The organism is Pseudomonas sp. NFPP28, assembly GCF_900115535.1.
Classification (GTDB): Bacteria; Pseudomonadota; Gammaproteobacteria; order Pseudomonadales; family Pseudomonadaceae; genus Aquipseudomonas; species Aquipseudomonas extremorientalis.
On the sequence record NZ_FOWT01000004.1, the window covers coordinates 249,048 to 274,343 of the forward strand.

22 protein-coding genes are annotated in these 25,296 nt (G+C 62.2%); 2 read left to right on the plus strand and 20 right to left on the minus strand.

Annotated features, from left to right (window positions below; translation table 11 throughout):
- Positions 1-4: 4 nt before the first annotated feature.
- From dtd to hutU, 13 genes are all read right to left on the minus strand, one after another.
- A complete protein-coding gene (gene dtd, locus BM110_RS12545; RefSeq protein WP_093121409.1) occupies positions 5-442 on the minus strand; it encodes a D-aminoacyl-tRNA deacylase in 438 nt (145 codons plus the stop codon).
- On the minus strand, positions 439-1,410 hold the full coding sequence (gene pip, locus BM110_RS12550) for a prolyl aminopeptidase (RefSeq protein WP_092246333.1): 972 nt from the start codon (positions 1,408-1,410) through the stop codon (positions 439-441). The genes dtd and pip overlap by 4 nt, the downstream gene beginning before the upstream one ends.
- Positions 1,411-1,513: 103 nt before the next feature.
- Positions 1,514-2,449, minus strand: a complete 936-nt coding sequence (locus BM110_RS12555; RefSeq protein ID WP_093513490.1) for an alpha/beta hydrolase — start codon at positions 2,447-2,449, stop codon at positions 1,514-1,516.
- On the minus strand, positions 2,446-3,378 hold the full coding sequence (locus BM110_RS12560) for a choline ABC transporter substrate-binding protein (RefSeq protein WP_093121415.1): 933 nt from the start codon (positions 3,376-3,378) through the stop codon (positions 2,446-2,448). The genes BM110_RS12555 and BM110_RS12560 overlap by 4 nt, the downstream gene beginning before the upstream one ends.
- Positions 3,379-3,584: 206 nt before the next feature.
- A complete protein-coding gene (gene hutG / locus BM110_RS12565; protein ID WP_093121421.1) occupies positions 3,585-4,385 on the minus strand; it encodes an N-formylglutamate deformylase in 801 nt (266 codons plus the stop codon).
- Positions 4,386-4,397: 12 nt separating this feature from the next.
- Positions 4,398-5,603, minus strand: coding sequence for an imidazolonepropionase (hutI, locus tag BM110_RS12570; protein WP_093513491.1), 1,206 nt, complete (start codon positions 5,601-5,603; stop codon positions 4,398-4,400).
- A 151-nt stretch (positions 5,604-5,754) separates the two neighbouring features.
- Positions 5,755-7,293 (minus strand): histidine ammonia-lyase, encoded by a 1,539-nt coding sequence (gene hutH / locus BM110_RS12575; RefSeq protein WP_093513492.1) that lies wholly within the window; start codon positions 7,291-7,293, stop codon positions 5,755-5,757.
- A gap of 20 nt (positions 7,294-7,313) precedes the next feature.
- Positions 7,314-8,825 carry a histidine ammonia-lyase gene (gene hutH / locus BM110_RS12580; protein WP_093121939.1) on the minus strand — a complete coding sequence of 504 codons (1,512 nt, stop codon included), beginning with the start codon at positions 8,823-8,825 and terminating at the stop codon, positions 7,314-7,316.
- Positions 8,826-8,962: 137 nt separating this feature from the next.
- Positions 8,963-9,787 (minus strand): quaternary amine ABC transporter ATP-binding protein, encoded by an 825-nt coding sequence (locus tag BM110_RS12585; protein WP_058423708.1) that lies wholly within the window; start codon positions 9,785-9,787, stop codon positions 8,963-8,965.
- Positions 9,784-10,635 carry an ABC transporter permease gene (locus BM110_RS12590; protein WP_012721776.1) on the minus strand — a complete coding sequence of 284 codons (852 nt, stop codon included), beginning with the start codon at positions 10,633-10,635 and terminating at the stop codon, positions 9,784-9,786. The genes BM110_RS12585 and BM110_RS12590 overlap by 4 nt, the downstream gene beginning before the upstream one ends.
- A 72-nt stretch (positions 10,636-10,707) precedes the next feature.
- Entirely contained in the window at positions 10,708-11,673 is a 966-nt protein-coding gene (locus BM110_RS12595) for an ABC transporter substrate-binding protein (RefSeq protein ID WP_071492407.1), read from the minus strand.
- Positions 11,674-11,742: 69 nt separating this feature from the next.
- Positions 11,743-13,188 carry a purine-cytosine permease family protein gene (locus BM110_RS12600; protein ID WP_092246316.1) on the minus strand — a complete coding sequence of 482 codons (1,446 nt, stop codon included), beginning with the start codon at positions 13,186-13,188 and terminating at the stop codon, positions 11,743-11,745.
- A 42-nt stretch (positions 13,189-13,230) separates the two neighbouring features.
- Positions 13,231-14,916, minus strand: coding sequence for a urocanate hydratase (gene hutU / locus BM110_RS12605; RefSeq protein WP_242626978.1), 1,686 nt, complete (start codon positions 14,914-14,916; stop codon positions 13,231-13,233).
- A 454-nt stretch (positions 14,917-15,370) separates the two neighbouring features.
- Between hutU and BM110_RS12610 the strand changes: the two genes are divergently transcribed.
- Positions 15,371-15,769 (plus strand): hypothetical protein, encoded by a 399-nt coding sequence (locus BM110_RS12610; protein ID WP_092246313.1) that lies wholly within the window; start codon positions 15,371-15,373, stop codon positions 15,767-15,769.
- 42 nt (positions 15,770-15,811) lie between these two features.
- On the opposite strand, the gene BM110_RS12615 is transcribed toward BM110_RS12610, so the two are convergent.
- Together BM110_RS12615 and hutC are read right to left on the minus strand one after the other, a co-directional pair.
- Positions 15,812-16,369 carry a HutD/Ves family protein gene (locus BM110_RS12615; RefSeq protein ID WP_092246310.1) on the minus strand — a complete coding sequence of 186 codons (558 nt, stop codon included), beginning with the start codon at positions 16,367-16,369 and terminating at the stop codon, positions 15,812-15,814.
- Positions 16,366-17,076 (minus strand): histidine utilization repressor, encoded by a 711-nt coding sequence (gene hutC, locus BM110_RS12620; RefSeq protein ID WP_173668614.1) that lies wholly within the window; start codon positions 17,074-17,076, stop codon positions 16,366-16,368. Before hutC ends, BM110_RS12615 begins: the two co-directional genes overlap by 4 nt.
- Positions 17,077-17,223: 147 nt before the next feature.
- Here hutC and BM110_RS12625 point away from each other — a divergent pair, with 147 nt between their 5' ends.
- The gene (locus BM110_RS12625; protein ID WP_093513493.1) at positions 17,224-18,588 is read left to right on the plus strand and encodes a formimidoylglutamate deiminase; all 1,365 of its coding nucleotides are present in this window, start codon (positions 17,224-17,226) and stop codon (positions 18,586-18,588) included.
- Positions 18,589-18,704: 116 nt separating this feature from the next.
- Here the strand turns inward: BM110_RS12625 and BM110_RS12630 are convergent, their stop codons facing one another.
- The 5 genes from BM110_RS12630 to BM110_RS12650 form a co-directional block, all read right to left on the minus strand.
- Positions 18,705-19,274: a lipocalin family protein gene (locus BM110_RS12630; RefSeq protein WP_058423714.1), complete on the minus strand. Its 570-nt coding sequence runs from the start codon at positions 19,272-19,274 to the stop codon at positions 18,705-18,707.
- Positions 19,275-19,304: 30 nt separating this feature from the next.
- Positions 19,305-19,559, minus strand: a complete 255-nt coding sequence (locus BM110_RS12635; protein ID WP_092246304.1) for a hypothetical protein — start codon at positions 19,557-19,559, stop codon at positions 19,305-19,307.
- A gap of 176 nt (positions 19,560-19,735) precedes the next feature.
- Positions 19,736-20,746, minus strand: a complete 1,011-nt coding sequence (locus BM110_RS12640; RefSeq protein WP_003187818.1) for a class 1 fructose-bisphosphatase — start codon at positions 20,744-20,746, stop codon at positions 19,736-19,738.
- Positions 20,747-20,855: 109 nt separating this feature from the next.
- Complete coding sequence (locus BM110_RS12645; protein ID WP_093513614.1) at positions 20,856-22,211, minus strand: DUF3999 domain-containing protein; 1,356 nt, start codon at positions 22,209-22,211, stop codon at positions 20,856-20,858.
- Positions 22,211-25,270, minus strand: a complete 3,060-nt coding sequence (locus BM110_RS12650; protein ID WP_093513494.1) for a DUF2339 domain-containing protein — start codon at positions 25,268-25,270, stop codon at positions 22,211-22,213. The genes BM110_RS12645 and BM110_RS12650 overlap by 1 nt, the downstream gene beginning before the upstream one ends.
- Positions 25,271-25,296: the final 26 nt, after the last annotated feature.

Below are 25,296 nucleotides of genomic sequence, written 5' to 3' on the forward strand. Positions count from 1 at the left end.
ACATTCACGCCTGCAAGAGGAAGGTCACAGGGCCATCATTGACCAAATGCACCTGCATATCGGCGCCAAAACGCCCCGAGGCCACCCTGCCATGCAATTGTTGCGCTTGTAACAGCAAGTGATCAAAAAGCGCCGCTCCCAGGGCCGGCGGGGCCGCTGTGGAGAAGCTCGGCCGCAGCCCGCTCTTGGTATCCGCCGCCAGGGTGAACTGCGACACCAGCAACAAACCGCCGTCGATATCCTTCAACGACAGGTTCATCTTGTCTTGGTCATCGCTGAACACCCGGTAGTTCAGCAGCTTGTGCAGCAGTTTATCGGCACTCTGCGGCGTATCCGTAGGCTCGACGGCCACCAGCACCAGCAACCCCTGGTCGATGGCGCCGACGATTTCGCCCGCGACCTCCACCCGGGCGCCTCTCACCCGTTGCAACAGGCCCTTCATGCTTCTTCAGGCGGCAGATCGAGCAAGCGACGTGCCATTTGGCTGGTCGCACGCACCAAGGCATCGGTGATGCCGGGTTCGGACGCCGCATGGCCAGCTTCGCGGATCACCTGCAGCTCACTGTTGGGCCACGCCTGGTGCAACTCCCAGGCGTTATCCAATGGGCAGATCATATCGTAGCGCCCGTGAATGATTACGCCAGGCAGATGGGCGATCTTGTGCATATCGCGGATCAACTGGTTGGGCTCAAGGAACGAGTTGTTGGTGAAGTAGTGGCACTCGATTCGCGCAATGGACAGCGCGCGTTGCGGTTCGGAAAAGCGCTCCACATGTGCCGGGCTAGGGCACAGGCCCAGCATGCGCCCTTCCCAGCCGGACCAGGCCTTGGCCGCGTGCATCTGGGCGATCTGGTCGTTGCCGGTAAGACGCTTGTGGTAGGCCGCAATCATGTCGTGGCGCTCTTCCGCCGGGATCGGCGCAAGGTAGTCCTGCCAGTAATCCGGGAACAGGCGGCTCGCGCCCTCCTGGTAGAACCAATGGATGTCCTGCGGCCGAGCCAGGAAAATGCCGCGCACGATCAGGCCATGCACGCGTTCCGGGTGGGTTTGCGCGTAGGCGAGGGACAGGGTCGAGCCCCAGGAACCGCCGAACAGCACCCATTTGTCGATGCCCAGGTGCTCGCGGATGCGCTCAAGGTCGGCGACCAGGTCCCAGGTGGTGTTGTTTTCCAGGCTGGCGCGGGGAGTGGAGCGCCCGCAACCACGCTGGTCGAAGGTGACGATGCGGTACAGGTTCGGGTCGAAATAGCAGCGGCTCTGGGCATCGCAACCGGAACCAGGGCCACCATGGATGAATACGACGGGCAAGCCTTCGGGGGAGCCACTTTCATCGACGTACAGGGTGTGGGTGTCATCGACTGCCAGATCGTGCCGGGCGTAGGGTTTGATCTGCGGGTACCAAGTCTGCATTGCGCGCTCCGTAGGGGGTCGGGTTCATCCCTGGGGGGACGTCTTTTATTTTGCCGTCTGGCACTATAAACCCGAATTGTGCAATGAGCATGTCCTAGAGCGCTTAGACCTGTGTCAGCCCTTCGCTCCCCAGGTAATCCAGCAGGAAATCGTAGAGCCGATCCACCTCCGGCACGTGCCGCCGCGCCCTCAGGCAGCCGTGCACCAGGCCTTTGCCCGGATACAGCACGGTGCTCACACCCGCTGCTTGCAGACGCTCGGCGTAAAGCATGCCGTCATCGCGCAGCGGGTCGAACTGGGCCACGGCGATGAGCGCCCTGGGCAAACCGCTGAAGTCATTGGCCAGCAGCGGCATGGCATAGGCTATGGGCTTGCCACTGCCCTGCAGGTACAGCGCCAGATAACAGTCAGTGTCGGCGCTGCTGAGCAAGGGGGCATCCGCGCAGTCGCGTCTCGACGGCAAGTCAGGCGGGCCGCCCAGCCCCGGGTAAATCAGCACCTGGGCCAGCGGCAGTGGCTGCCGGTCGTCGCGCAACCCCAGGCACAACGCCGCGGCCAGGTTGCCGCCCGCGCTGTCGCCGATCACCACCAGACGTTGCCGGTTGATGGCATGCGGCCCCTGCCCCGCCTGGATCGCCTGCCACACGACGCGGCAATCCTGATAGGCAGCGGGGAACGGATGCTCCGGCGCCAGCCGGTAATCGATGGCGATCACCAGCACCTGCAAGGTACTGGCCAGTTCGAAACAGATGAAATCGTGGGAATCCAGCCCACCGACCACCCAACCACCACCGTGCATATAAAGGAGGCACGGCCAGCCATCCAGGGGCGTGGGGGCAGTGGGCAAATAGCTGCGCACACTCACGCCAGCCAGGGAAAAATCCGCAATCGTCAGCCCCTCGGGCACCGGCGGGGTAAACGCCTGGCACATGCGGTCATAGCCGTTGCGCAACCCAGCCAACGACGTGTCGTCGCTGGTGAAAGACTCGGTCCTCGCTACGAACGCTGCCAGTTCAGGCGAAATCGGGTATGGATTCATTTAAGGCTCGCCTGCACCGCCGCCACACCATCGCCGCCATCAAACGCCTTTACCCCGGCCAGCCAGCGCTGCAAATCCTCGGGATGGTCGCGCAGCCATTGTCTGGCCACGTCCTGCGGCGACTGGCGTTCCATGATCGGCACCATCAGTTGGCTTTCCTGGGCGGCGGTGAAGGTAAGGTTCTCCAACAGGCGGTTGGCGTTGGGGCAACGCTCGGCAAAGTCCGGCGCGGTGACGGTGGACACGGTGGCACGGCCTTCGTCGGGGCCGAACACGTCTTCGCTGCCGGTGAGGTAGGCCATTTTCATGTTGATGTTCATCGGGTGCGGGGTCCAACCGACGAACACCACGAACTCCTTGCGATTCACCGCGCGCTGCACGGCGGCCAGCATGCCCGCCTCACCCGAGGCCACCAACTTGAAGCCGCCCAGGCCGAAACGATTGGTGTCGATCATTTTCTGGATATCGGTATTCGCGCCGCTGCCCGGCTCGATGCCATAGATCTTGCCGCCCAGTTTGTCCTTGAAGCGGGCGATGTCGGCAAAGGTCTTCAAGCCTGCGTCGGCTACGTACTGCGGCACGGCCAGGGTGGCCTGGGCGTCGGCGAGGCTCGGGGTGTCGAAGACCTTGACCTGCCTGGCCGCCAGGAACGGCGCAATGTTGTTGTCCATCGCGGGTTTCCAGTAGCCGAGGAAGATGTCCAGGCGCTTGTCGCGGATGCCGGCGAAGATGATCTGCTGCACCGCGCTGGTCTGCTTGCTGTCGTAGCCCAGGCCATTGAGCAGCACGTCGGCCATGCCCGAGGTGGCGATCACGTCGGTCCAACTGACCACGCCCATGCGGATGCTTTTGCAGGAGGTCGGTTCGGCGGCCATGGCGTGTGCACTGAGCAGTGCGACACAGGTGAGGGGCAACAACAGTTTTTTCATGGGTGAGCACTCACTCGGCTGTTTTTATTAAACAACCTTACGCAGTGAGCATGCATTCAACACGAACTGTGGCGACCGGCAGTTGCACTGGGGCGACGGTGAGACCGCCATCGGGGGCAAGCCCCTTCCCACATTTGACTGGGTTCACCAATCAAAAGGTGGGAGGGGGGGCTTGCCCCCGATAGCTATTTCAGGAGCCCCCCAATTCACCGATAGCGCGCTTGCCCCCAGGCCAATACCCCCTCCAGCAATTGCTTCAACACCACCCGCGTCGGTTCGGCCAAATCAGGGCGATACCGAAACGGTTCAACCTCTTCCATATAAGTGCTCTGGCACAACTCCAACTGCACCGCGTGGACATCCTGAGCCGGATCGCCGTAATGCCGGGTGATGTGGCCGCCCTTGAAGCGCCCGTTCAGTACATGGGAGTACTGCGGGTGCGCGGCGCAAATGGCTTCCAATTGGCTGGCCAATTCGGGATCACACGCGGCGCCATTGAAAGTGCCAAGGTTGAAGTCCGGCAGCTTGCCGTCGAACAGGTGCGGGATCACCGAGCGGATCGAGTGCGCATCGAACAGCAAGGCATAGCCGAACTCGGCCTTGAGGCGCGCCAGTTCTTCTTGCAGGGCACGGTGGTACGGCCCCCAGATTTTCTGGAGGTAGCTGACGCGTTCCTCCGGGGACGGCTCCAGCCCTTCGCGGAACAACGGCACGCCGTCGAACAGCGTTGCCGGGTACAGCCCGGTGGTCGCGCCGGCGTACAGCGGCTTGTCGTCGGATGGCCGGTTCAGGTCGATGACAAACCGCGAGTATTCGGCGGCCAGGGTGCTGGCGCCCAGCTCTTCGGCGAAGTCATACAGCGCAGGAATGTGCCAATCGGTATCCGGCAGGCTTTGCGCCTCGGGGATCAACCCCGCTTCGACCGCAGGCGTCAGGCGCAGACCGGCATGGGGCATGCTGATCAGTAGCGGAACGCGGCCTTGTTTGAAGTTCAGAACCTTATCCACAAGCAGTACTCCTCACACAGTGACGTCGACGCCATGGCGCACGACGCGTTTATCCAGCTCGCCACCCAGCCAGTAGGCGAGGTCGGCGGGGCGATCGATTTGCCAGGCGACAAAATCCGCGACCTTGCCCACTTCCAGGGAGCCGTGGGTGTCGCCCATGCCTAATGCGGTAGCCGCATGTTGCGTGGCACCGGCCAGGGCTTCTTCCGGGGTCATGCGGAACAGGGTGCAGGCCATGTTCAGCATCAGGCGCACCGACAGCGCTGGCGAGGTGCCGGGGTTGAGGTCGCTGGCGATGGCGATCTTCACGCCGTGTTTGCGCAGGGCGTCCATCGGCGGCAACTGGGTTTCGCGCAGGAAGTAGAACGCGCCCGGCAGCAACACCGCGACGGTGCCGGAGGCGGCCATGGCGATGGCGTCTGCTTCGGTCATGAACTCCAGGTGATCCGCCGACAGCGCCTGGTAACGCGCGGCCAGGCTGGAGCCGTGCAGCGACGAAAGCTGCTCGGCGTGCAGCTTCACCGGCAAGCCCAGTTGCTGGGCGACCTTGAACACCCGCTCCACCTGCTCGGTGGAAAACGCCAGGTATTCACAGAACGCATCCACCGCGTCCACCAGCCCTTCCGCGGCCAGGGCCGGCAGCATCTCGGCGCAGATGTGCTCGATGTAATCGTCGGCGCGGTCCTTGTACTCCGGCGGCAACGCGTGGGCCGCCAGGCATGTGGCGCGCACGCTGACCGGCAGGGCTTCACCGAGGCGACGGGCCACACGCAGCATCTTGCGTTCGTTGGCCAGGTCCAGGCCGTAGCCGGACTTGATCTCCACGGTGGTGACACCGTCCCGTAGCAGACTGCGCAGGCGTTTTTCAGCACTGGCAAACAGCTCATCTTCGGTTGCGGAGCGAGTGGCGCGCACCGTGCTGGCAATACCGCCGCCCTTGGCCGCGATCTCGGCGTAGCTCACGCCTTCGAGACGCTGCTCGAATTCGCCGCTGCGGTTACCGCCGAACACCGTGTGGGTGTGGCAGTCGATCAGCCCGGGGGTGACCCATGCGCCACGCAGGTCATGCACCTGGGCGTAATCCGCCGCAGGGACTTGACTGCGCGGGCCGACCCACTCGATGAGCGAACCGGCGGTGACCAGGGCGGCATCCTCGATGATCGAGTATTTGCCCTGGGCCATGGTTGCAATGTGGCAGTGTTGCCATAGCGTTTTCATCAACGCCTCCGTCTGTGGTCGGTGAAACTAATCCCTGTGGGTGGCTTGCCTGCGAAAGCGGTGGTTCAGGCTCAACATCTCCATCGCCAGTGCTGCCGTCTTCGCAGCCTCGCTGGGGCTCGACAGCTCCCACATTGGATCGCGTGCGCAGTTACAGGCTCGGCAGCAACCGAGCTGGCAGCAGCTCGTTGAGGCAGCGAGTGGCGAGCAGTTCGCTGGCGGCATTGATGTCCGGGGCGAAGAAGCGGTCCTTGTCATAGAAGCCCACTTTGGCGCGCAGGATGCCACGCGCCTTTTCCAGCTTCGGCGAAGTTTTCAGGCCTTCGCGCAGGTCCAGGCCCTGGCACGCGGCCAGCCACTCAACCGCGAGAATGCCACGGGTGTTCTCAGCCATTTCCCACAGACGTTTGCCCGCAGCCGGGGCCATCGACACGTGGTCTTCCTGGTTGGCGGAGGTCGGCAGGCTATCGACGCTATGGGGATGAGACAACGCCTTGTTCTCGCTGGCGAGCGCGGCAGCGGTCACCTGGGCGATCATGAAACCGGAGTTCACACCGCCATTGCCCACCAGGAACGGCGGCAGTTGCGACATGTGCTTGTCCATCATCAACGAGATACGGCGCTCACTCAGGGAGCCGATTTCGGCGATGGCCAGCGCCATGTTGTCGGCCGCCATGGCCACCGGTTCGGCGTGGAAGTTGCCACCGGAAATCACGTCGGCTTCAGCGGCAAACACCAGTGGGTTGTCCGACACGGCATTGGCCTCGACCACCAGCACTTCAGCGGCCTGGCGGAACTGGGTCAGGCAGGCGCCCATGACTTGTGGCTGGCAGCGCAGCGAGTACGGGTCTTGCACCTTGTCGCAGTTCTGGTGCGACTGGGACACCTGGCTGCTTTCGCCGAGCAAGTCGCGGTAGGCCGCTGCCGCGTCGATCTGGCCGCGCTGGCCGCGAGCCGCGTGGATACGCGCGTCGAACGGCGAACGCGAACCCAGCACCGCTTCCACGGTGAGGCCGCCGCAGGCCAGGGCGCCGGCGAACAGGTCTTCACCTTCGAACAGGCCACGCAGTGCATAGGCCGTCGACACCTGCGTGCCGTTGAGCAACGCCAGGCCTTCTTTGGCGGCAAGGGTCAGCGGCGTGAGGCCGGCGACTTTCAGCGCGTCGATCGCTTCCAGCCACTCGCCTTTGTAGCGTGCCTTGCCTTCGCCCAGCAGCACCAGGGACATGTGCGCCAACGGCGCCAGGTCGCCGGAGGCACCCACCGAACCTTTCAGCGGAATATGCGGGTATACCTCCGCGTTGATCAGCGCGATCAGCGCGTCGATCACCTGGCGGCGGATGCCGGAGAATCCACGGCTCAGACTGTTGACCTTGAGCACCATGACCAGCCGCACCAGCGCATCGCTGATCGGCTCACCGACGCCGGCGGCGTGGGACAGCACCAGGGAACGCTGGAGGTTTTCCAGGTCTTCGCTGGCGATGCGGGTCGAGGCCAGCAGGCCGAAACCGGTGTTGATGCCGTAAGCGGTGCGGTTCTCGGCGAGAATCTGCTCCACGCAGGCCACACTGGCGTCGATCTGCGCCGTAGCGCTGTCATCCAGACTGAGGGTTACCGGCTGCTGGTAGATGGCTCGCAGCTGGGCAAGGCTCAGTTGGCCTGGAATCAGGTTTAGCGCAGTCACATTCATACTCCTTCTGAATTGTTCTTTTAAAAGTGCACATTCGGTAAATCGGTGTTTTTCAGCAGCTGAGCGGCGGCGGCAATGTCCGGCGCCAGCCAGCGGTCCTGTTCATAGGCCGGGACGACTTCACGCAACAACCGCCAGGCACGGTCGGTGCCGGCGCCGAAACGTTGTTCCTTGAGAAACTCGAACGCCTGGGCCGCCAACAAGTATTCGATGGCGAGAATCTGGGTCACGTTGGCCAGCACCTGGTGCAGCTTGAGCGCGGCATTGGTGCCCATGCTCAGGTGGTCTTCCTGCAGGCCCGAGGTGACGAAGTTGTCGAGCACCGCAGGTTGCGCCAGTTGACGGTTTTGCCCGCACAGGGAGGCGGCGACGTACTGCACGATCATCATCCCGGAGTTGACCCCGGGGTTGCTGACCAGGAACGCCGGCAAGCCGCTGACGTGCGGATTGATCAGGCGGTCCAGGCGACGTTCGGCCACCGAACCGATTTCGGCCATGGCGATCGCCAGCATGTCCGCCGCCAACGCCACGGACTGGCCGTGCGGGTTGGCCTGGGACACCACGCGGTAGTGTTCCGGCGTGCCGAGCACCAGCGGGTTATCGGTGGCGCTGTTGAGTTCGGTCTCGATCTGACGGGTGGCGTGCTCTACCTGGTCGCGGGCCGCGCCGTGGATCTGCGGGATCGAGCGAATGCTCAGGGCGTCCTGGGTACGGATGCCTTTGCTGCTGGCGATCACTTCACTGCCATCGAGCAAGGCGCGCAGATGGGTCCCCACGTGCTGCATGCCCGGGTGCGGCTTGAGCGCGATGATTTCTTCATCGAAGGCATCGATCTGCCCACGCTGGGCTTCGAAACTCATGGCGCCGATCACGTCAGCCCATTGCAGCAAGTGATGGGCGTCGGCCAGGGCCAGGCAGCTCAGGCCGGTCATGCACGGCGTGCCGTTGACCAGGCACAGGCCGTCCTTGGCGCCGAGCGCCACCGGCCGCAGGCCTTCCGCGCTCAATGCGTCTTGAGCCGGAACGACCCGACCTTGGTAACTCACGTTACCCACGCCCAGCACAGCCACACCAACATGGGCCATATGGGTCAGGTAACCCACCGAGCCCTGGGATGGCACTTGCGGCGTGATGCCGTGGTTGAGCAGCGCCAGCAGCGAATGCACCACCTGCGGATGCAGGCCGGATTTGCCGTGACTGTAGTTGATGATGGCGGCGCAGATGATCGCGCGGGTCTGCTCGTCGCTCAGCACCGGGCCGACGCCACAGGCGTGGCTGAGCAAGGTGTTGCGCGACAGTTGGCTGAGTTGCTCGCCCTTGAGCGACACATTGCACAGCGCGCCCAGGCCGGTGTTCACGCCATAGGCGCGCTCACCGCTGGTGACGATGCGCTGCACGATGGCCTGGGCATTGTCGATGCGCGCCCAGGCCTGGCCCGAGAGTTCGAGCACGGCGCCGTGGCGGGCGACGGCGACCACGTCCTGCCAGCGCAGCGGGGTGTCGGCGATGATGACTTTTGTTGCCTGGGGCATGTTCATACTCTCTTCAATTCTTGTGCAGCCTTACCGGCCTTATCGGGGGCAAGCCCCCTCCCACATTTGGAATGCACTCCCCTGTGGGAGGGGGCTTGCCCCCCGATGAGGCCATCAGCCTCACCAACACATCCAGATCAGACCACCGCCGCCCGCCGCTGGACAAACCGATCCACATACTCATCCGCCGGCGAATGCAGGATCTCCCGAGGCGTGCCGACCTGGATCAGCTTGCCGTCCTTGAGGATCGCAATGCGGTTGCCGATACGCACGGCCTCGTCGAGGTCGTGGGTGATGAACACGATGGTCTTGTGCAGGGTCTTTTGCAGTTCCAGCAACTGGTCCTGCATCTCGGCGCGGATCAGCGGGTCGAGTGCGCTGAAGGCTTCGTCCATCAGGATGATGTCGGTGTCGGCCGCCAAGGCGCGGGCCAGGCCGACACGCTGGCGCATGCCGCCGGAGAGCTGGTGCGGGTATTTGTTTTCGTAGCCCTTGAGGCCCACGGTTTCGATCCACTGCAACGCGCGCTCGGCGCAGACCTGCTTGGTTTCGCCACGCACCTTCAGGCCATAGGCGACGTTGTCGAGCACGCTCTTGTGGGGCAGCAGGCCGAAGCTCTGGAACACCATGCTGATCTTGTGCCGACGGAATTGGCGCAGGGCTTCCATGTCCAGTTGCAGGATGTCTTCGCCGTCCACCAGGATCGCGCCGCTGGTGGGGTCGATCAGGCGGTTGAAGTGACGCACCAGTGTGGACTTGCCGGAACCCGACAGCCCCATGATCACAAAGATCTCACCGGTGCCGATGCTCAGGGACAGGTCGTTCACACCGACCACGCAGCCGGTCTCGGCCAGCACCTGGTCCTTGGTCTTGCCCTGGCCGATCAACGACAGCGCATCCTTGGAACGCGCGCCGAAGATCTTGAAGACGTTTTTGACTTCGATTTTGCTGACAGTAGTCATTTGCTCGCCTCATGCCGTGGACGACCATAGGCCTGGGTAATGCGGTCGATGACCACTGCGAGAATCACGATGGCCAGGCCAGCTTCAAGGCCACGCCCGACGTTGAGGGTCTGGATGCCGACGAGTACGTCTTCACCCAAGCCACGGGCGCCGATCATCGAGGCGATCACCACCATCGACAGCGCCATCATGGTGGTCTGGTTGATACCGGCCATGATGCTCGGCAACGCCAGCGGCAGTTGCACACCGAACAGTTGCTGCCAGCGGTTGGCACCGAAGGCGTTGATGGCTTCCATGACTTCACCGTCGACCTGGCGAATGCCCAGGTCGGTGAGGCGAATCAGCGGTGGCGCGGCGTAGATCACCGTGGCGAAAATCGCCGGGACCTTGCCCAGGCCGAACAGCATCAGCACCGGGATCAGGTACACGAAGCTCGGCATGGTCTGCATGATGTCCAGCAGCGGCATCAATACCGAACGCAGGCGATTGCTGCGCGCCGATAGGATGCCCAGCGGAATGCCGATCAGCACCGAGATCACCGTAGCGACCATCATCAGGGCCAGGGTCTGCATCAACTTGTCCCACAGGCCAACCGCACCCACCAGGAACAGCAGGCCGACGATCACCGCCGTGGTCACCACCTTGCGGGTCGCGTGCCAGGCGACGGCGCCGACGATGGCCAGCATCAGCCACCAGGGCGCTGCGCGCAGCAAGCCTTCCAGGTTGACGATGGCCCACAGCAGGGTGTCGGAGATGTGCCGGAACACATCGCCGTAGTTGGTGACCAGTGAGTCCACCCAACCGTTGACCCAGTCGGCGATGGAAAACGTAAAACTCTCAGGAAACATATCGTGCTCTCGATCCAATGGGTTGTGGCCAGGCGCCCGGCCAGCCCCTCAGGGTAGCCGGGCACGCTTGACCTACAAGGCCGCGTCGATTTTCTTGGCTGCGTCGTCGCTCACCCAGGCGTGCCAGACTTCAGGATGTTCCTTGAGGAAAATTTTCGCCAGTTTTGGCGACTCAATTCGCTCCTTGGCCATGCGGCCCAGGTTCTGGTTCAGCAGGTCGATGGGCAGGTTGACCTTTTCCAGCACGGCCACCAATTCAGGGGCTTGCTCGTGGAAGGTCTTGGACAGGCCGACCTTGATGCTCACGCTTTTATCCACGCCGGGTTTTTCTTCCAGCTTGACCAAATCGACCTGGCCCATCAGCGGCGTGGGCGACCAGTAGTAGAACAGGATCGGCTCGCCACGCTTGTAGCTCGACAGCACCGCCGCATCCAGCGCCGGGCCGGTGCCGGGGCGGAAGTTGGTGTAGGTGCTTTCCAGCCCGTAGCTTTTCAGCATCTCGCTGTTGTCGAGCTCGCAGGTCCAGCCGGCCGGACAGTTGTAGAAACGGCCCTTGGAGGGCTCTTCCTGGTCCTTGAACACCGAGGCGTACTTGGCCAGGTCGGCGATGTTTTTCAGGTCCGGGGCCTTGGGTTCCAGCTTGCGCTTGGCGTCGCCTTCGATCACATAGCGCGGCACGTACCAGCCTTCGATAGCGCCCACTACAGGGGCACCGACGCCGACGACTTTGCCGGCCTTCTCGGCCTTGTTCCAGACCTCGCTGCGGCCGACCCACTCTTCGGCAAACACCTGGATGTCATTGCTGCTCAGGGCGTTTTCCATGGTGATGGAGTTGCCCGGCAGGCTGTCGGTTTTGCAGTCGTAGCCTTTTTCCAGCACGGTTTGCAGGATGTCAGTGAGCAACATGCCGCTCTCCCAGTTCAGCCCGGCGAATTTCACCGGTTTGCCGGATTCGCACCAACCGGCTGCCTGGGCGCCAGCGCTGGCCAGCAAGCCCGCAGAGAGCAAGGTAGCCATCAGGGTCTTATGCATTTTCATTGTTGTGACGCTCCCAATCTTGAAATGGATTACGGCAGTCAGTAGGCATCCTGCCCTGTCCACGTCCCATCAGGCCTGTGCAGCCAGCCCGTTTGTTGTGGGTATAGCGCCCTGCTCTGTTGGCAGGATCAGTTGATCGGGCACGGTGCCGTGCCATTTTTTCGCACACAGGTAATACAGCGCTGCGGGCAGTACCAGGCCGATGATCCAGGAGATATCCACATCACCCAGCGCGGCCACCAAGGGACCTGTGTAGAACTTGGTGGAGATGAACGGCAACTGCACCAGCACGCCGAACACGTAGACGCTGATTCCCAGCAGGTTCCAGCGGCCATAGCGACCGTTCGGGTCGGCCAGCGCCGGTACGTCATAGCGCTCGCGGGTGATGCAGTAGTAGTCCACCAGGTTGATCGCGCTCCAGGGCGTGAAGAACGCCAGCAGGAACAGGATGAAGGACTTGAACGCCCCCAGGAACGAGTGCTGGCCGAGCAATGCGATCAGGGTCGCCGTGCCGACAATCGCCAGCACGAACACCAGGCGCTGCAGGCGCGTGACCTCCAGGCGACCACGAAAGCCGCTGATGATGGTCGCGATGCACATGAAGCTGCCGTAGGAGTTCAGCGTCGAGATGGTGACCTTGCCGAACGCGATGCTGAAGTACAGCAACGCAGCGGTAGCACCCGTGCCACTCAAGCCCACGATGTACGCCACTTCATGCCCGGCGAACTGACCGTTGGACATGGCCGCGGCAAACACGCCCAGCACCATGGCCACCTGCGCGCCCACCACCGAACCGGCGCCAGCGGCGAAAAAGGTTTTCACCGATGACGTCTTGCTTGGCAGGTAACGCGAGTAGTCCGCCACGTAAGGGCCGAAGGCAATCTGCCAGGAGGCCGCGAGCGATACCGCCAGCAGGAAACTGCTCCAGCTGAAGTGGCGGATTTGCAGGAGTGCGCCCACATCGGTCTGGCTCACCAGCCGGCTGAACAGGTAGACAAAGGCGACCACGCCAATGACGCTGGCGACGCGGCCAATGAAATGGATCACCCGGTAGCCGAGCACCGTGACCAGCACGATCACACTGGCGAAAATCAGGATGCCCACGCTGTCGCTGACCCCGAACAACTGGCCCAGCGCCTGCCCCGAAAGCACGGTGCCGGTGGCGGTGAAACCCAGGTACATCAGGCACACCAGCACGATCGGAATCGCCGCGCCATACACACCGAACTGCACCCGGCTGGAGATCATCTGCGGCAGGCCCAGCTTGGGCCCTTGCGCCGCATGCAACGCCATGACCCCACCGCCGATCAGTTGACCGATCAACAGACCGATCAACGACCAGAACACATCACCGCCCAGCACCACGGCCAGGGCCCCGGTGACAATCGCGGTGATCTGCAGGTTGGCGCCCATCCACAGGGTGAACTGGCTGAACAGACGACCGTGTCTTTCCGCTTCCGGGATGTAGTCGATCGAACGCCTTTCGATCAACGGGGTGGTGTCATTTGCAGCCATGTCGGTTCAACCTCTGATGGATTGTTTCAGGGTGGTGCTGGCTTACTTGATCATCGGCAGGTTCAAGCCCTGCTCCTTGGCGCAATCGATCGCGATCTGGTAACCGGCGTCTGCGTGGCGCATCACCCCGGTGGCCGGGTCGTTGTGCAGCACACGGGCGATCCGCTCAGCCGCTTCATCGGTACCGTCGCAGACGATGACCATGCCGGAGTGCTGGGAGAAGCCCATGCCCACACCACCACCGTGGTGCAGCGACACCCAGGTCGCGCCGCTCGCGGTGTTGAGCAGAGCGTTGAGCAGCGGCCAGTCGGACACGGCGTCGGAACCGTCCTGCATGGCTTCGGTTTCGCGGTTCGGGCTTGCGACCGAGCCGGAATCGAGGTGGTCACGACCGATCACCACCGGTGCCGACAACTCGCCGCTGCGCACCATTTCGTTGAACGCCAGGCCGAGCTTGGCGCGCTGGCCCAGGCCAACCCAGCAGATACGTGCCGGCAGGCCCTGGAAGCTGATGCGTTCGCGGGCCATGTCCAGCCAGTTGTGCAGGTGCGCGTCGTCCGGGATCAGCTCTTTGACTTTGGCGTCGGTCTTGTAGATGTCCTGCGGGTCACCGGACAGCGCCGCCCAGCGGAACGGGCCGATGCCACGGCAGAACAGCGGGCGGATATAGGCCGGGACGAAACCCGGGAAATCGAAGGCGTTTTCCACGCCCTCTTCCTGGGCCATCTGGCGGATGTTGTTGCCGTAGTCGAAAGTCGGGATGCCTTGCTTCTGGAATTCCAGCATGGCTTTGACGTGCACGGCCATCGACTGCTTGGCGGCCTTGATCACGGCGGCGGGCTCGGTCTTGGCGCGGGCGCGGTATTCGTCCCAGGTCCAGCCAGCGGGCAGGTAACCGTTGAGAGGGTCGTGGGCGCTGGTCTGGTCGGTGACCATGTCCGGGCGCACGCCACGCTTGACCAGTTCCGGCAGGATTTCGGCGGCGTTGCCCAGCAGGGCGATGGAGATGGCCTTGCCTTCCTTGGTGTATTTGGCGATGCGTGCCAGGGCGTCGTCGAGGTCGGTGGCTTGTTCGTCGACATAACGGCTGTTCAGGCGGAAATCGATGCTGACCTGCTGGCACTCGATGTTCAGCGAGCAGGCGCCAGCCAGAGTGGCCGCCAGCGGCTGGGCGCCGCCCATGCCGCCGAGGCCGGCAGTCAGTACCCAACGGCCTTTGAGGTCACTGTTGTAATGCTGGCGACCGGCTTCGACGAAGGTTTCGTAGGTGCCCTGGACGATGCCCTGGCTGCCGATGTAGATCCAGCTGCCGGCGGTCATCTGGCCGTACATGGCCAGGCCCTTGGCATCCAGTTCGTTGAAGTGCTCCCAGCTGGCCCAGTGCGGCACCAGATTGGAGTTGGCGATCAGTACACGCGGTGCGTTGCTGTGGGTCTTGAACACGCCGACCGGCTTGCCGGATTGCACCAGCAGGGTTTCGTCGTCATTCAGGTGGGTGAGGCTCTCGACGATCTGGTCGTAGCACTCCCAGTTGCGTGCTGCGCGGCCAATACCGCCATACACCACCAGCTCTTTCGGGTTCTCGGCCACTTGTGGATCGAGGTTGTTCATCAGCATGCGCAGCGGCGCTTCAGTCAGCCAGCTTTTGGCGGTGAGCTTGTTACCGTGGGCGGCACGGATTTCGACGTCACGGTATTTTGTAGGCCTGGCTTTAGAAAAATCGGTCACGACTGGACTCCTCGGCATGATGCGCGAACATGGATGGTGCGAAGGAGAGTCTTACGCACACATCTTTACTTGTACATACAAGCATATGCAATCAAGCGGCCAACTTTAGAAAGGCGTCGTCGGGATTTTTTGTGAAGGGGTGTGCAAGCCTTGGAAATTGAGGCTTTGAGGCTTGATGAAATTTCTTGCAGACGTTTCTTCCCGGGAGAGGGGTTTGTCACCCCAATGCAGCATTGCGCCGCATTGGGGCATTCGGTAACAAAATGGTGCGCACGGTTGGGAATCGAGGGTGGGCATGCGTAGCAGTGAAATGGCGCGCCTGGCCTGCCAGGTAAAAGGCGCGTCCCAACGACGATTTTTCTGAGTTATCTGTAGCCCAGTAAAAACGGATTTTTTTGTATATTCAGTGGTTTAGAGTCGGCTTTCACACACCCAACACCATGGAAGACTTATCGTGACCACTCTAAAACGGGCAGGCATCTTTATCGTACTCATGGCGACAAGCATGGCTTCAGTCCAGGCCATTGCCGACACCTTTACTGCGACCCTTGATAAAACAGGAAAAATTACTGCGCAGTCACCCAAGTGGATCAAGGACGTGAAACTCACCGCCCAACCTGATTACTTCTCCGATTACAAAGTCAGGTTTGTGCCGGGAGTGTTCAAGGACGCGCCACGGTTTTGCACCGTGTCGGTGACGGACGTCAGCTCCAATGATCACATCTTCTACGGCCACGCCAAGTTGGGGAGCGTCCCGGCGATCAACTACGTCAACGTTTTAACGCTGAAAGTGGGAGACAACAAACCCGCGGGCGATTCTTCGATGGGCTTTCAACTGATGTGCGTTAAGTAAACCCATCTCCCCACGCTGGCTGAGCGCCGGTCATACAAGCGCTCAGCTGTTGCTCAGTTCGATAACACAACAGCGACCGCTCACGGCAACCTCCAGCAGGCCAGTGTTACCGTCCACTTGCAGGCAGTCGTGATGGCCTAGCTTTTGGTCCAGCACCTTCACTTCATCCGCGACACTGAACACCAGCACTGTCTGCGCCGTGCTGAAGAAGCGCTGTTCGCCATCGATCCATTGCAGCCGTGCGTGGTAACGCTGGGGCGAATAGATCAGGTTGAAGTCGCGGATCGGCCCGGTGATCAAACGGCATGACACCTGGCTGTCACCCTTGAACGCAAAAGCTTGCAGCGGCAGCAACCCGCGCTGCTCCTCGCCGTCCACGGTCAAGACCATGCCGGCGCCCTTGATTACGGTGATCACGCGCTGATAGCCGGCAAAGGTGGAGAAACCGCCGGATTCAGCGATATCCGCAATCGACAAGCGCCAGCCAAAGCCATCCAGCCCTGTACCTGCATCACGGGTGATTTCTTCAGTGCTGCCGCCGCCGTTTTTCCACGGCATGCGTACGTACTCAGCGGCGCGCCAGACTTTTACGCTACTCATTTACTGAAACGTCCTTCCAGGCTGTGACGGGAACCGGGGTGGATCAAACGCGCAGCGGTCACCGGCTGGCGACCCGACCAGGTGCGTCGGCGGATCAACAGGCACGGCTCACTGGGCTCGATCTGCAGCAGTTTGCATTCGGCCGCATCGGCGAGGATGGCTTCGACCACATGCTCGCCTTCGGTCAGTGGCGCCACTTGGTTCAGGTAGGCGTAAGGCGTTTGCTGGGTGAAATCCTGCTGCAGGTATTCCGGCGCGACCAGGGCATTGACGAAGCGGTCTTCGATTTGCACGGGAATATCGTTTTCGAAGTGCACGATCAATGAATGGAACACCCGCCCGCCTTCACGCATCTCCAAGGCAACGGCGCGCTCGGAACCGGCGGCCTCTTCACCCAGGGTGATGACCTGGCAGGTATGCCGGTGACCGCGGGAGGCGATCTCATCGGCGATGTTGTGCACCTCGAACAGCGCCGACTGGCTCTTGGGTTCGGCGACAAACGTGCCGACGCCTTGCATGCGCACCAGCAACCCTTCGGCGGTGAGTTCGCGCAGGGCGCGGTTGATGGTCATGCGACTGAAACCCAGTTGGCTGACCAACTCGCTCTCCGATGGCACGCGGTAATGGGGCGGCCAGTTGCCGTTGAGGATCTGCTGGCTGATCATCTGTTTGACGCGGGCATACAAGGGCGCCGGACTTTCGTCCATGTGGGCAGCCAGCGAAGAGTTGGCGGGCGGAGTCGGCACGGGGAATCCTTGCAGGGGAAAAAGATGCATAGATTGCCGGAGTTTACCGAGCAGGCAAACGTCTGTATATGTATATACAAATAAACACACGACCGGGGTGCCTTGATCATGTCCGCTTTCTTCGCCGAACGCGCGCTGCTGCCTGATGGATGGGCCAATGATGTACGTCTTGAAGTCAGCGCCGATGGCCTGCTGACCAACGTTGAGGCCAATGCCAGCGCAGAGGGGGCCGAACGGCTGAGAGGGCCGGTCTTGGCGGGTATGCCGAACTTGCATTCTCACGCATTCCAGCGTGCCATGGCCGGCTTGGCCGAGGTGGCCGGCAACCCGAATGACAGTTTCTGGACCTGGCGCGACCTGATGTACCGCATGGTCGGCAAGATCGACCCGGACCAACTCCAGGTCATCGCGCGTCAGCTGTATATCGAGATGCTCAAGGCCGGCTATACCTCGGTGGCCGAGTTTCACTACGTGCACCATGACGTCAGCGGCCAGCCCTATGCCGATCGCATACAATTGTCGCGGCAGATCAGCCAGGCGGCGGCCAGCAGCGGGATTGGCCTGACGTTGTTGCCGGTGCTCTACACCCACTCTGGGTTTGGCGGCCAGGCGCCCAATGAAGGCCAGCGACGCTTTATCAACAGCACTGAAAATTATCTGGAGCTGCAAGCGCGTCTGCAGCCAATTCTGGCCGCGCAACCCGCACAGCAACTGGGCCTGTGTTTTCACTCGCTACGCGCCGTCACACCGCAACAAATCAACGAAGTGCTGGCCGCCAGCGACAAGGCGTGCCCGGTGCATATCCACATTGCCGAGCAGCAGAAGGAAGTCGACGACTGCCTGGCCTGGAGCGGCAAACGCCCACTGCAATGGCTGTATGACAATGTCGACGTCGATGAACGCTGGTGCCTGGTGCACGCCACCCATGCCGACGCCGATGAGGTGACGCGCATGGCCAAGAGCCGGGCGATTGCCGGTTTGTGCCTGACCACCGAGGCCAACCTGGGTGATGGGATTTTCCCGGCGGTGGACTTCCTCGTCCAGGGCGGACGCCTGGGTATCGGCTCCGACAGCCATGTGTCACTGAGCGTGGTGGAAGAATTGCGCTGGCTGGAATACGGCCAGCGCCTGCGTGATCAACGGCGTAACCGCTTGTATCGCAGTGACCAGCCGATGGTTGGGCGCACGCTGTTCGATGCCGCGCTGGACGGTGGTGCCCAGGCGCTGGGGCAGCCAATTGGCCGATTGGAAGTGGGCAAACGTGCGGATTGGATTGTGCTGGACGGTAATGATCCGTACCTGGCCACGGCGACCGAGGACGGGATTCTGAATCGCTGGTTGTTTGCCGGCGGTGATCGGCAGGTGCGGGATGTGCTGGTGAATGGAAAGTGGGTGGTGCGTGATGGGCATCATGCCGGCGAAGAAGAAAGCAGCCGAGCGTTCACACAGGTCTTGAGGGATTTACTCGGTTAAAAACGGTGGGAGGGGGCTTGCCCCCGATAGCGATGTATCAGAGTCAGATGTGCTGACTGACACACTGCAATCGGGGGCAAGCCCCCTCCCACAATTGGATCGGTGGTGATCCAGAGTTATTGCGAAGTCTTCGCCATCTGCTTGTCCGACGTACGCCAGATCAACCGTGTGGTGTCATACCCCTGCTGTCGCGCCCTGCTCAGCAGGTCTTCGCGGGTGTCCGCATTGACCGTTGGCGTGCGCGAAAGGATCCACATGTAGCGCCGGCTCGGGCTGCCGACAATGGCGGTCTTGTAGTCATCGCTGACATACAGCACCCAGTAGTCGCCCTTGGCGACGCCCGGCAGCAGCGAGGTGAACCAGTTGTTGAATTCCACCCAGAGCTTGTCGGTCTTGCCCGGCACTTGCGGGGTGGCGGTACCCTTGGCTTCCTCCCACTTCCATTCGGTCGTCAGGCAGCGGTTGAACACCGACATGTCGCCGTCGGGCAACAGGGTGTAGCGGGCTTCGGACTGCGCACAGTTGCGCTGGAAGTACATCGGCAATCGGGCCAACTCATACCAGGTGCCCTGGTAACGCTTGAGGTTGACGTTGCTCGCTGTCTTGGGTTGCAGATCATCGCCAGAATGGCTGGCACAGCCCGCCAAAAACAGGCTGGCACAAAGGAACAAAACAAAACGCATCATTCTTCTTCTCCCGCAGGCTTGCGCCCCGGTTTACTTCAGGCCTTGCCCGGAAAACATCAGAACCTTGTCACCGGCATATTGAACGCTGATAAAGCTGTTTTTATCGCCCCAGGTACAACTGGACATGCCCAGTGCGCCGGAACAATCGGTCGGCTTGCCCAGCAACGACTCCACCTCAGCCTTGGCCATGCCAGCCGACAATTTTTGATAGTTTTCTTGGTTGACCTTGCTGCAAGCGGCCAACAGCACGCAAAAAGCCAGCAAAGCGAAACGGCGTAACGACATGGAAACACTCCTGGAGGGACGAAGCAGCGTGGGTATCTGCCAGAAGCTTAGAAGGGAAAAGAGGTGTCTGGTTCCCGATGAGCGAAAACAAAAAAGCCCCGAAAACGCTGAAACGTTTCGGGGCTTCTTCAACGGTGAACCGGCTCACAACAACACCAGTCACTTGTCGCCGCAGCTTACTTCTTGTGGTAAGCCGTCACGCGCTCGACTTCTTCCTTCGACCCCAGGAACACCGCCACACGCTGGTGCAGGCCTTCCGGCTGAATGTCGAGGATGCGCTGATGGCCGTCGGTGGACGCGCCGCCCGCCTGCTCAACCAGGAACGACATCGGGTTGGCTTCGTACATCAGGCGCAGTTTGCCCGGCTTGGACGGCTCGCGGCTGTCGCGTGGGTACATGAACAGGCCACCACGGGTCAGGATGCGGTGCACGTCGGCGACCATCGCGGCCACCCAGCGCATGTTGAAGTTTTTCTTCAACGGGCCTTCCTCACCTTCCATCAACTCGTTGACGTAGCGCTTCACCGGCTCTTCCCAGTGACGCTGGTTGGACATGTTGATCGCAAATTCCTGGGTCGACGCAGGAATGGAGATGTCTTCGTGGGTCAGTACGAAGCTGCCCATTTCACGGTCCAGAGTGAAGCCCTTGACGCCGTCACCCAGGGTCAGCACCAGCATGGTCTGCGGGCCGTAGATCGCGTAGCCGGCAGCGACCTGCTCGGTGCCTGGCTGCAGGAAGGCTTTTTCGTTCAGCGCTTCGTTCTGGCTCAGGTATTCATTCGGGCAACGCAGTACCGAGAAGATGGTGCCGACCGGTGCGTTGATATCGATGTTGGACGAACCGTCCAGTGGGTCGAACACCAACAGGTACGCGCCTTTCGGGTATTTGCCGGGGATCTGGTAGGCATTGTCCATTTCTTCGGACGCCATGCCGGCCAGGTGACCGCCCCATTCGTTGGCTTCGAGCAGGATTTCGTTGGACAGGACGTCGAGCTTCTTCTGCACTTCGCCCTGCACGTTTTCAGTGCCCATGCTGCCCAGGACACCACCCAGTGCGCCTTTGGAAACGGCGTGGCTGATTTCCTTGCAAGCACGCGCCACCACTTCGATAAGGAAGCGCAGATCGGCAGGCGTGTTGTTGCTGCGGGTCTGCTCGATCAAATAGCGACTCAAGGTAACGCGGGACATGTAAGGCTCCGGAGAATGGGGGGCTTGAAAACCCGCGCAGTTTAACGCGAGTCGGGGCGTATTTCCTCCTATCAGAGGATTTAAACCCAATAGAGTTCATGGACTTTATTTAACGTGCCGCCGGCGGCTTGCGCAGCAAACTGTAGGCCATGGCGCCCAGTGCCGCCACGCCGAGCAGCAGTACGGCCCAGAGCCCAAGCTTTTTCCAGTTCGTCCCGGGATCGGCAGCGGCTACCATCGCAACCGGTGTGACCGCGACTTCCCCGACGACCTTGGCCTGCCCCAGCGTCTCGAAGCGCTCGGGTTTGTAGTCCGGGATCAAGGTCGACAGCGGCAAGCTCGCGGCCTTGGCGGACGCATTGCCCAACGCCAGCGTAAACGGTGGCTCCCCCCGCGCCAGGAACACCAACTGCGTGGCACGCACTGCAAAGCGCAGCGCCGGCGCCTCGACGCCCAGACCACCACCGCGCTCATCTACCTGCAATTTGAGCTCGGCCACCGTTTGCCCCGGCAGTTGCAGTTCATCCTGCACCACGTCCTGGCCATTCTGGGTCAGGCGATACAACAGACCATTGCTCAACGGCTGCCATGCCTGCTTGCTGTCCCTTCGACCGGATAACGTCACGGGCGCCAGCGTGTTGGGTTGCTTCAACTCGACGCGCAAGCGTTCGATGCTCACCCCCGCCGACAACTGCCAACTGTATTCCCCGGCGCCAAGCCGCGTACCCGTGAGCGGCTGCGACCATACCAACGGCAGCGGCACGCTGCTGCGGGTAGCGCTCACCAGTTTGGCCGAGGTCAGCAGCGGCGCCGCCTGGCCCTGCCAGACCAGACGCAGGTAGCGCGCCGATTGCCCGGGCAAGTTCACGTCATGTTGCTCGACCCGTTCGTCGGCAAACGACAAGCGCGCCACCTGCCCATCGCCCCAGGCGTCCCAGTGCTGCAAGTCATCACTGGCCTCGATGCTGAAACGCTGGAAGCCCTCCTGTTCGCGGCTCCAGTCCAGGGTCAATTGCTGCAAGGGCGCCTTGATCGCGCTGGCGTCCAACACCCAGCCGCGCAGTACTTGCTTGCCGGGTTTGGGTGCAGTGGATGGGGTGATTTCCACCAAGGTGCCTGTGGTAGAGGCCTTCATCACCACGTCGGGCAACGCTGTTTGAGTGTCGGCGGCGTACAGCGGGAACCACTTCACGTCAGTGACGTTGCGACTCTCGGAGCGTTGCACGGACTGGCGAGACAGCGCATAGGCCTGGGGTTCACCGGCGGCGTTGAACACTCGCACATCGCTGAGATCGGCCTGGCGTGCATTCAGTTGAACCGCCAACGGCAAGTCCAGGCGATACCAGGGGCCAGTGCCGCTCACGGCGAGCGGCACCTGGGTGGCGAAATCAGCCGGCCGCTCTTGAGCAAACGCCACCGAGCACAGCGTCCATATCGATAACCCACTCAGACTCAGCTTGCCTATCAAGAAGACGCTCCCTCAGTTTCAACACGTTTGGGCGGCAACGGTGCAAAATAGCCCACCACCAGCAACAACCCGCCCACGCCGATAAACGACACGATCCGCGCCAGGCCGCCGTGGTTACTCAATTCGACGAAGAACAGCTTGGCCACCACCACCGCAATCAGCGCCGCGCCGATCAGCCACACTTCACGACGATGGCGCAGGTGGCCGCCGATCATCAGGCCGAGGGCGATCAGGGTCCAGACAATCGACAGGCCGGCCTGTACCAGCATCGACTCCAGCAACGCATCCCATTGAAACGGCACGCCGCCCCAATGGTGGGCCGTGCGCATCACCAGCGCGGTAAAGAAGGCGAACAGCGAAAGCCCCGCGACACCTTGGGCGATCGACTCGACACGCGGCCCCCGCTGCGGCGCGGCGCTGCGCGACCACAGGTAAATGCCCAGCAACGCGAACAGCAGGCCCAGGTCCAGCGGATTGAGCATGGGCAGATAGGGCAGCGGCTTGGCAGTGCCGTCACTGAAGATGTTCGCCAGCCAGAACCAACCGAGCATCAGCACCGCCAGCGGCAATGCGGCGAGCACGCGGTATTCCCTTGGGTACGCGGAAACAGGCCACGGCCAGCTGCGCGGCGCGGCGGCCAGCACCAGGTACAGGCTTGGCAGGATCGCCCAGCCCAGCCAGCTCCAGGCGTTGTATTCGCTCGAGAGCATCAGCAAGCCGTAGCGCAGTTCCAGTGCCAGTACGCCGATCAGCATCCAGCAGCCCAGTACATGAGCCGCGCTTAAGACCTTTCCAGGCACCAGTGCCGCCAAACGTCGCAGCGAGATGAAATGCACCCCGAACACCGCCAGCCAGGCCAGCCAGCCGAACTGCGCGGCTGGGTGGTAATGCTCGGTCCATGCGTCCCACAACACCAGGCCCGCCGCAGGCATCAGCAACGTGCTGGCGAGACCCAACGCCACCCAGCGCAAACGCAGCGCCAGTAACGTCCAGATCACCCCGCTCAGCGCAGCCGCCAGCAGCAACAGTGCAGCGTGCAAAGGTACAGGCGCCAAGCGCCACACTTCAATGATCACCGCCAGCGCCCACCACGCCACACCCCAGGCCAGCAGAGCTGAGGACAAACGGCCACGGGGCAAGCGCCAGGCGCCGGGCATTGCCGCCAAGGCAATGATCATCGGCGTCCAGGCATTGCTCACGGGGTCGAGGGCAAACAGCGCGCCCGAAAGGACTTGCACAGCAATGCCACAGCGCACTACCACCGGCGAGCCGATACGCTGGCCCACCCATAGGGTCGCAAGGCCCGCAACTGCCCAACTGACGATGCTGCCTTGGGTTGAAAACAACAGCGGCGCCAGCAGGTAGGCGCAACCCAGGCCGAGTATGGCGAGCCCTGGAGCGCCGAGACGTTCCCAACGCCGGCTCTGCTCCGGCGCGGCTTTGTGTAGTTGGTAAAAACTGAACAACAGTGCGGCGCCCAGCAACAACGCCCCTAATGGAGGGCCCAGCAGCAAGGTGTCCTGGCCATCGCGCAGTTCGCTGAGGAAGGCGAGCAACGAACCCAGTTGCAACAGCAAGGCGAACGCCCGCGCCACGGGGCGATGCTGGCGTAGGCCGAGCCAGAAGATCCCGGCGCCTTCGACAGCCCACGCCGCAGCGGTCCAGCGTGCATCGAGGCCCAAGGGAATGGCCAGGCTGGCGAAGATCACCCCCAGGGCCAGACAGGTTTCCGTCAGGAGCCCGGCGCGCCCGCCACTGAATACACGGGCCAAGACCATGTAAATAATGCCCAGGCCCAGCGCACTGAACGCAGCGGCGAACTCAAGGTGTTGCACCAGCGCGAACTGCAAGCCAAAGCCCACCAGCGGCGGGCCGAACAACAAGGTGCCGTCGACATAGTCGCCCTTGCGCAATTGCGTACCCAGGCTGTCGCCCTCGCCCATCTCCAGCAACTTGCGCCAGGCATACAACAGGCCGATTGCCAGGTACATCGCGAAAAACAGGAGCAGGAATGGCTCGGTGCTCCACAACAGCTCCGGCGTGTAGGAACGCATACCCCAGGCGAAACCGATCCCGAAGGTGCCCACAAAGCCGATCACATTCAGCAGGCGCCAGGCCTTGAACCAGGCAATCGCGAGAATGCCGGCATTGAGCAACGCAAAGTAACTGAACAACGCCACATGGCTTCCGGCGCCGGTCGATACCAGGATCGGTGCCGCAAAACCGCCCAAAGCCGCCGCACAGGCGAGGCCGAGGGCATCCTGGGTGATCGCCAGGATCGCTGAAAATACCGTGACGGCGACCAGCAACCCCATTGCCGCGCCGGGATCGATCAGCAGATGCACACGCATCGCCGCAAACACCGTGAGGTACAACACCGCAATGCCCGCGCCCTGCAGCATCAACCCGTAGTTGCTGTTGCGCAGCCGCAGCCACCAGCCCAGGCCCAGCAGGCCCACCGCAGCCGCAGCCACACCGGCATAACGCAGCTCGATCGGCACCACCATGCCTTCGGTGGCGTAGCGCAGCAGGAACGCCAGGCCGAGAAAGAGCAGCACCACCCCGACGCGCAGCACCGTGTTGCCGCCAAACAGCCAATTGCGTGCACCGTTGAGGGCACGCTCGATAAGGTTGGGGCCACGCGGGATGGCAGGTTCTTTAGGGGACGACGACGCAGCCGGTGCCCACACATCATCCGGCAGCGGCTGGCTCGCTTCGGCGACCATGGTCACAGGTGTCAGCTCGGCAGGCAGCTCCCAGACCAGCTCAGGCGTTTGGGCGACGGGGGTGGGTTCTGCAACGGCGGGCTCGACAAACACGCTGCTGGTTGCAGGCGCAGGCACTTCCAGTTGCCGCAGGCGCTCACCCAGCGCTATCAGCGACTTCTGCGTGGTTTCCAACTGACGCGCCTGTTGGTCCACCTGGGAGGACAGCTTCGCCAGGCGGATCGCCTGGCCAATGCCCAGCCCCAACAGCGCACCGATGCCCGCATCGCTGAACGACTCATCGAGCGTCCAGCCGAGCACCAGGCCAATCAGCATGAAAATCCATTGCATGGTCGATATTCCCTAGGCAAACCGGC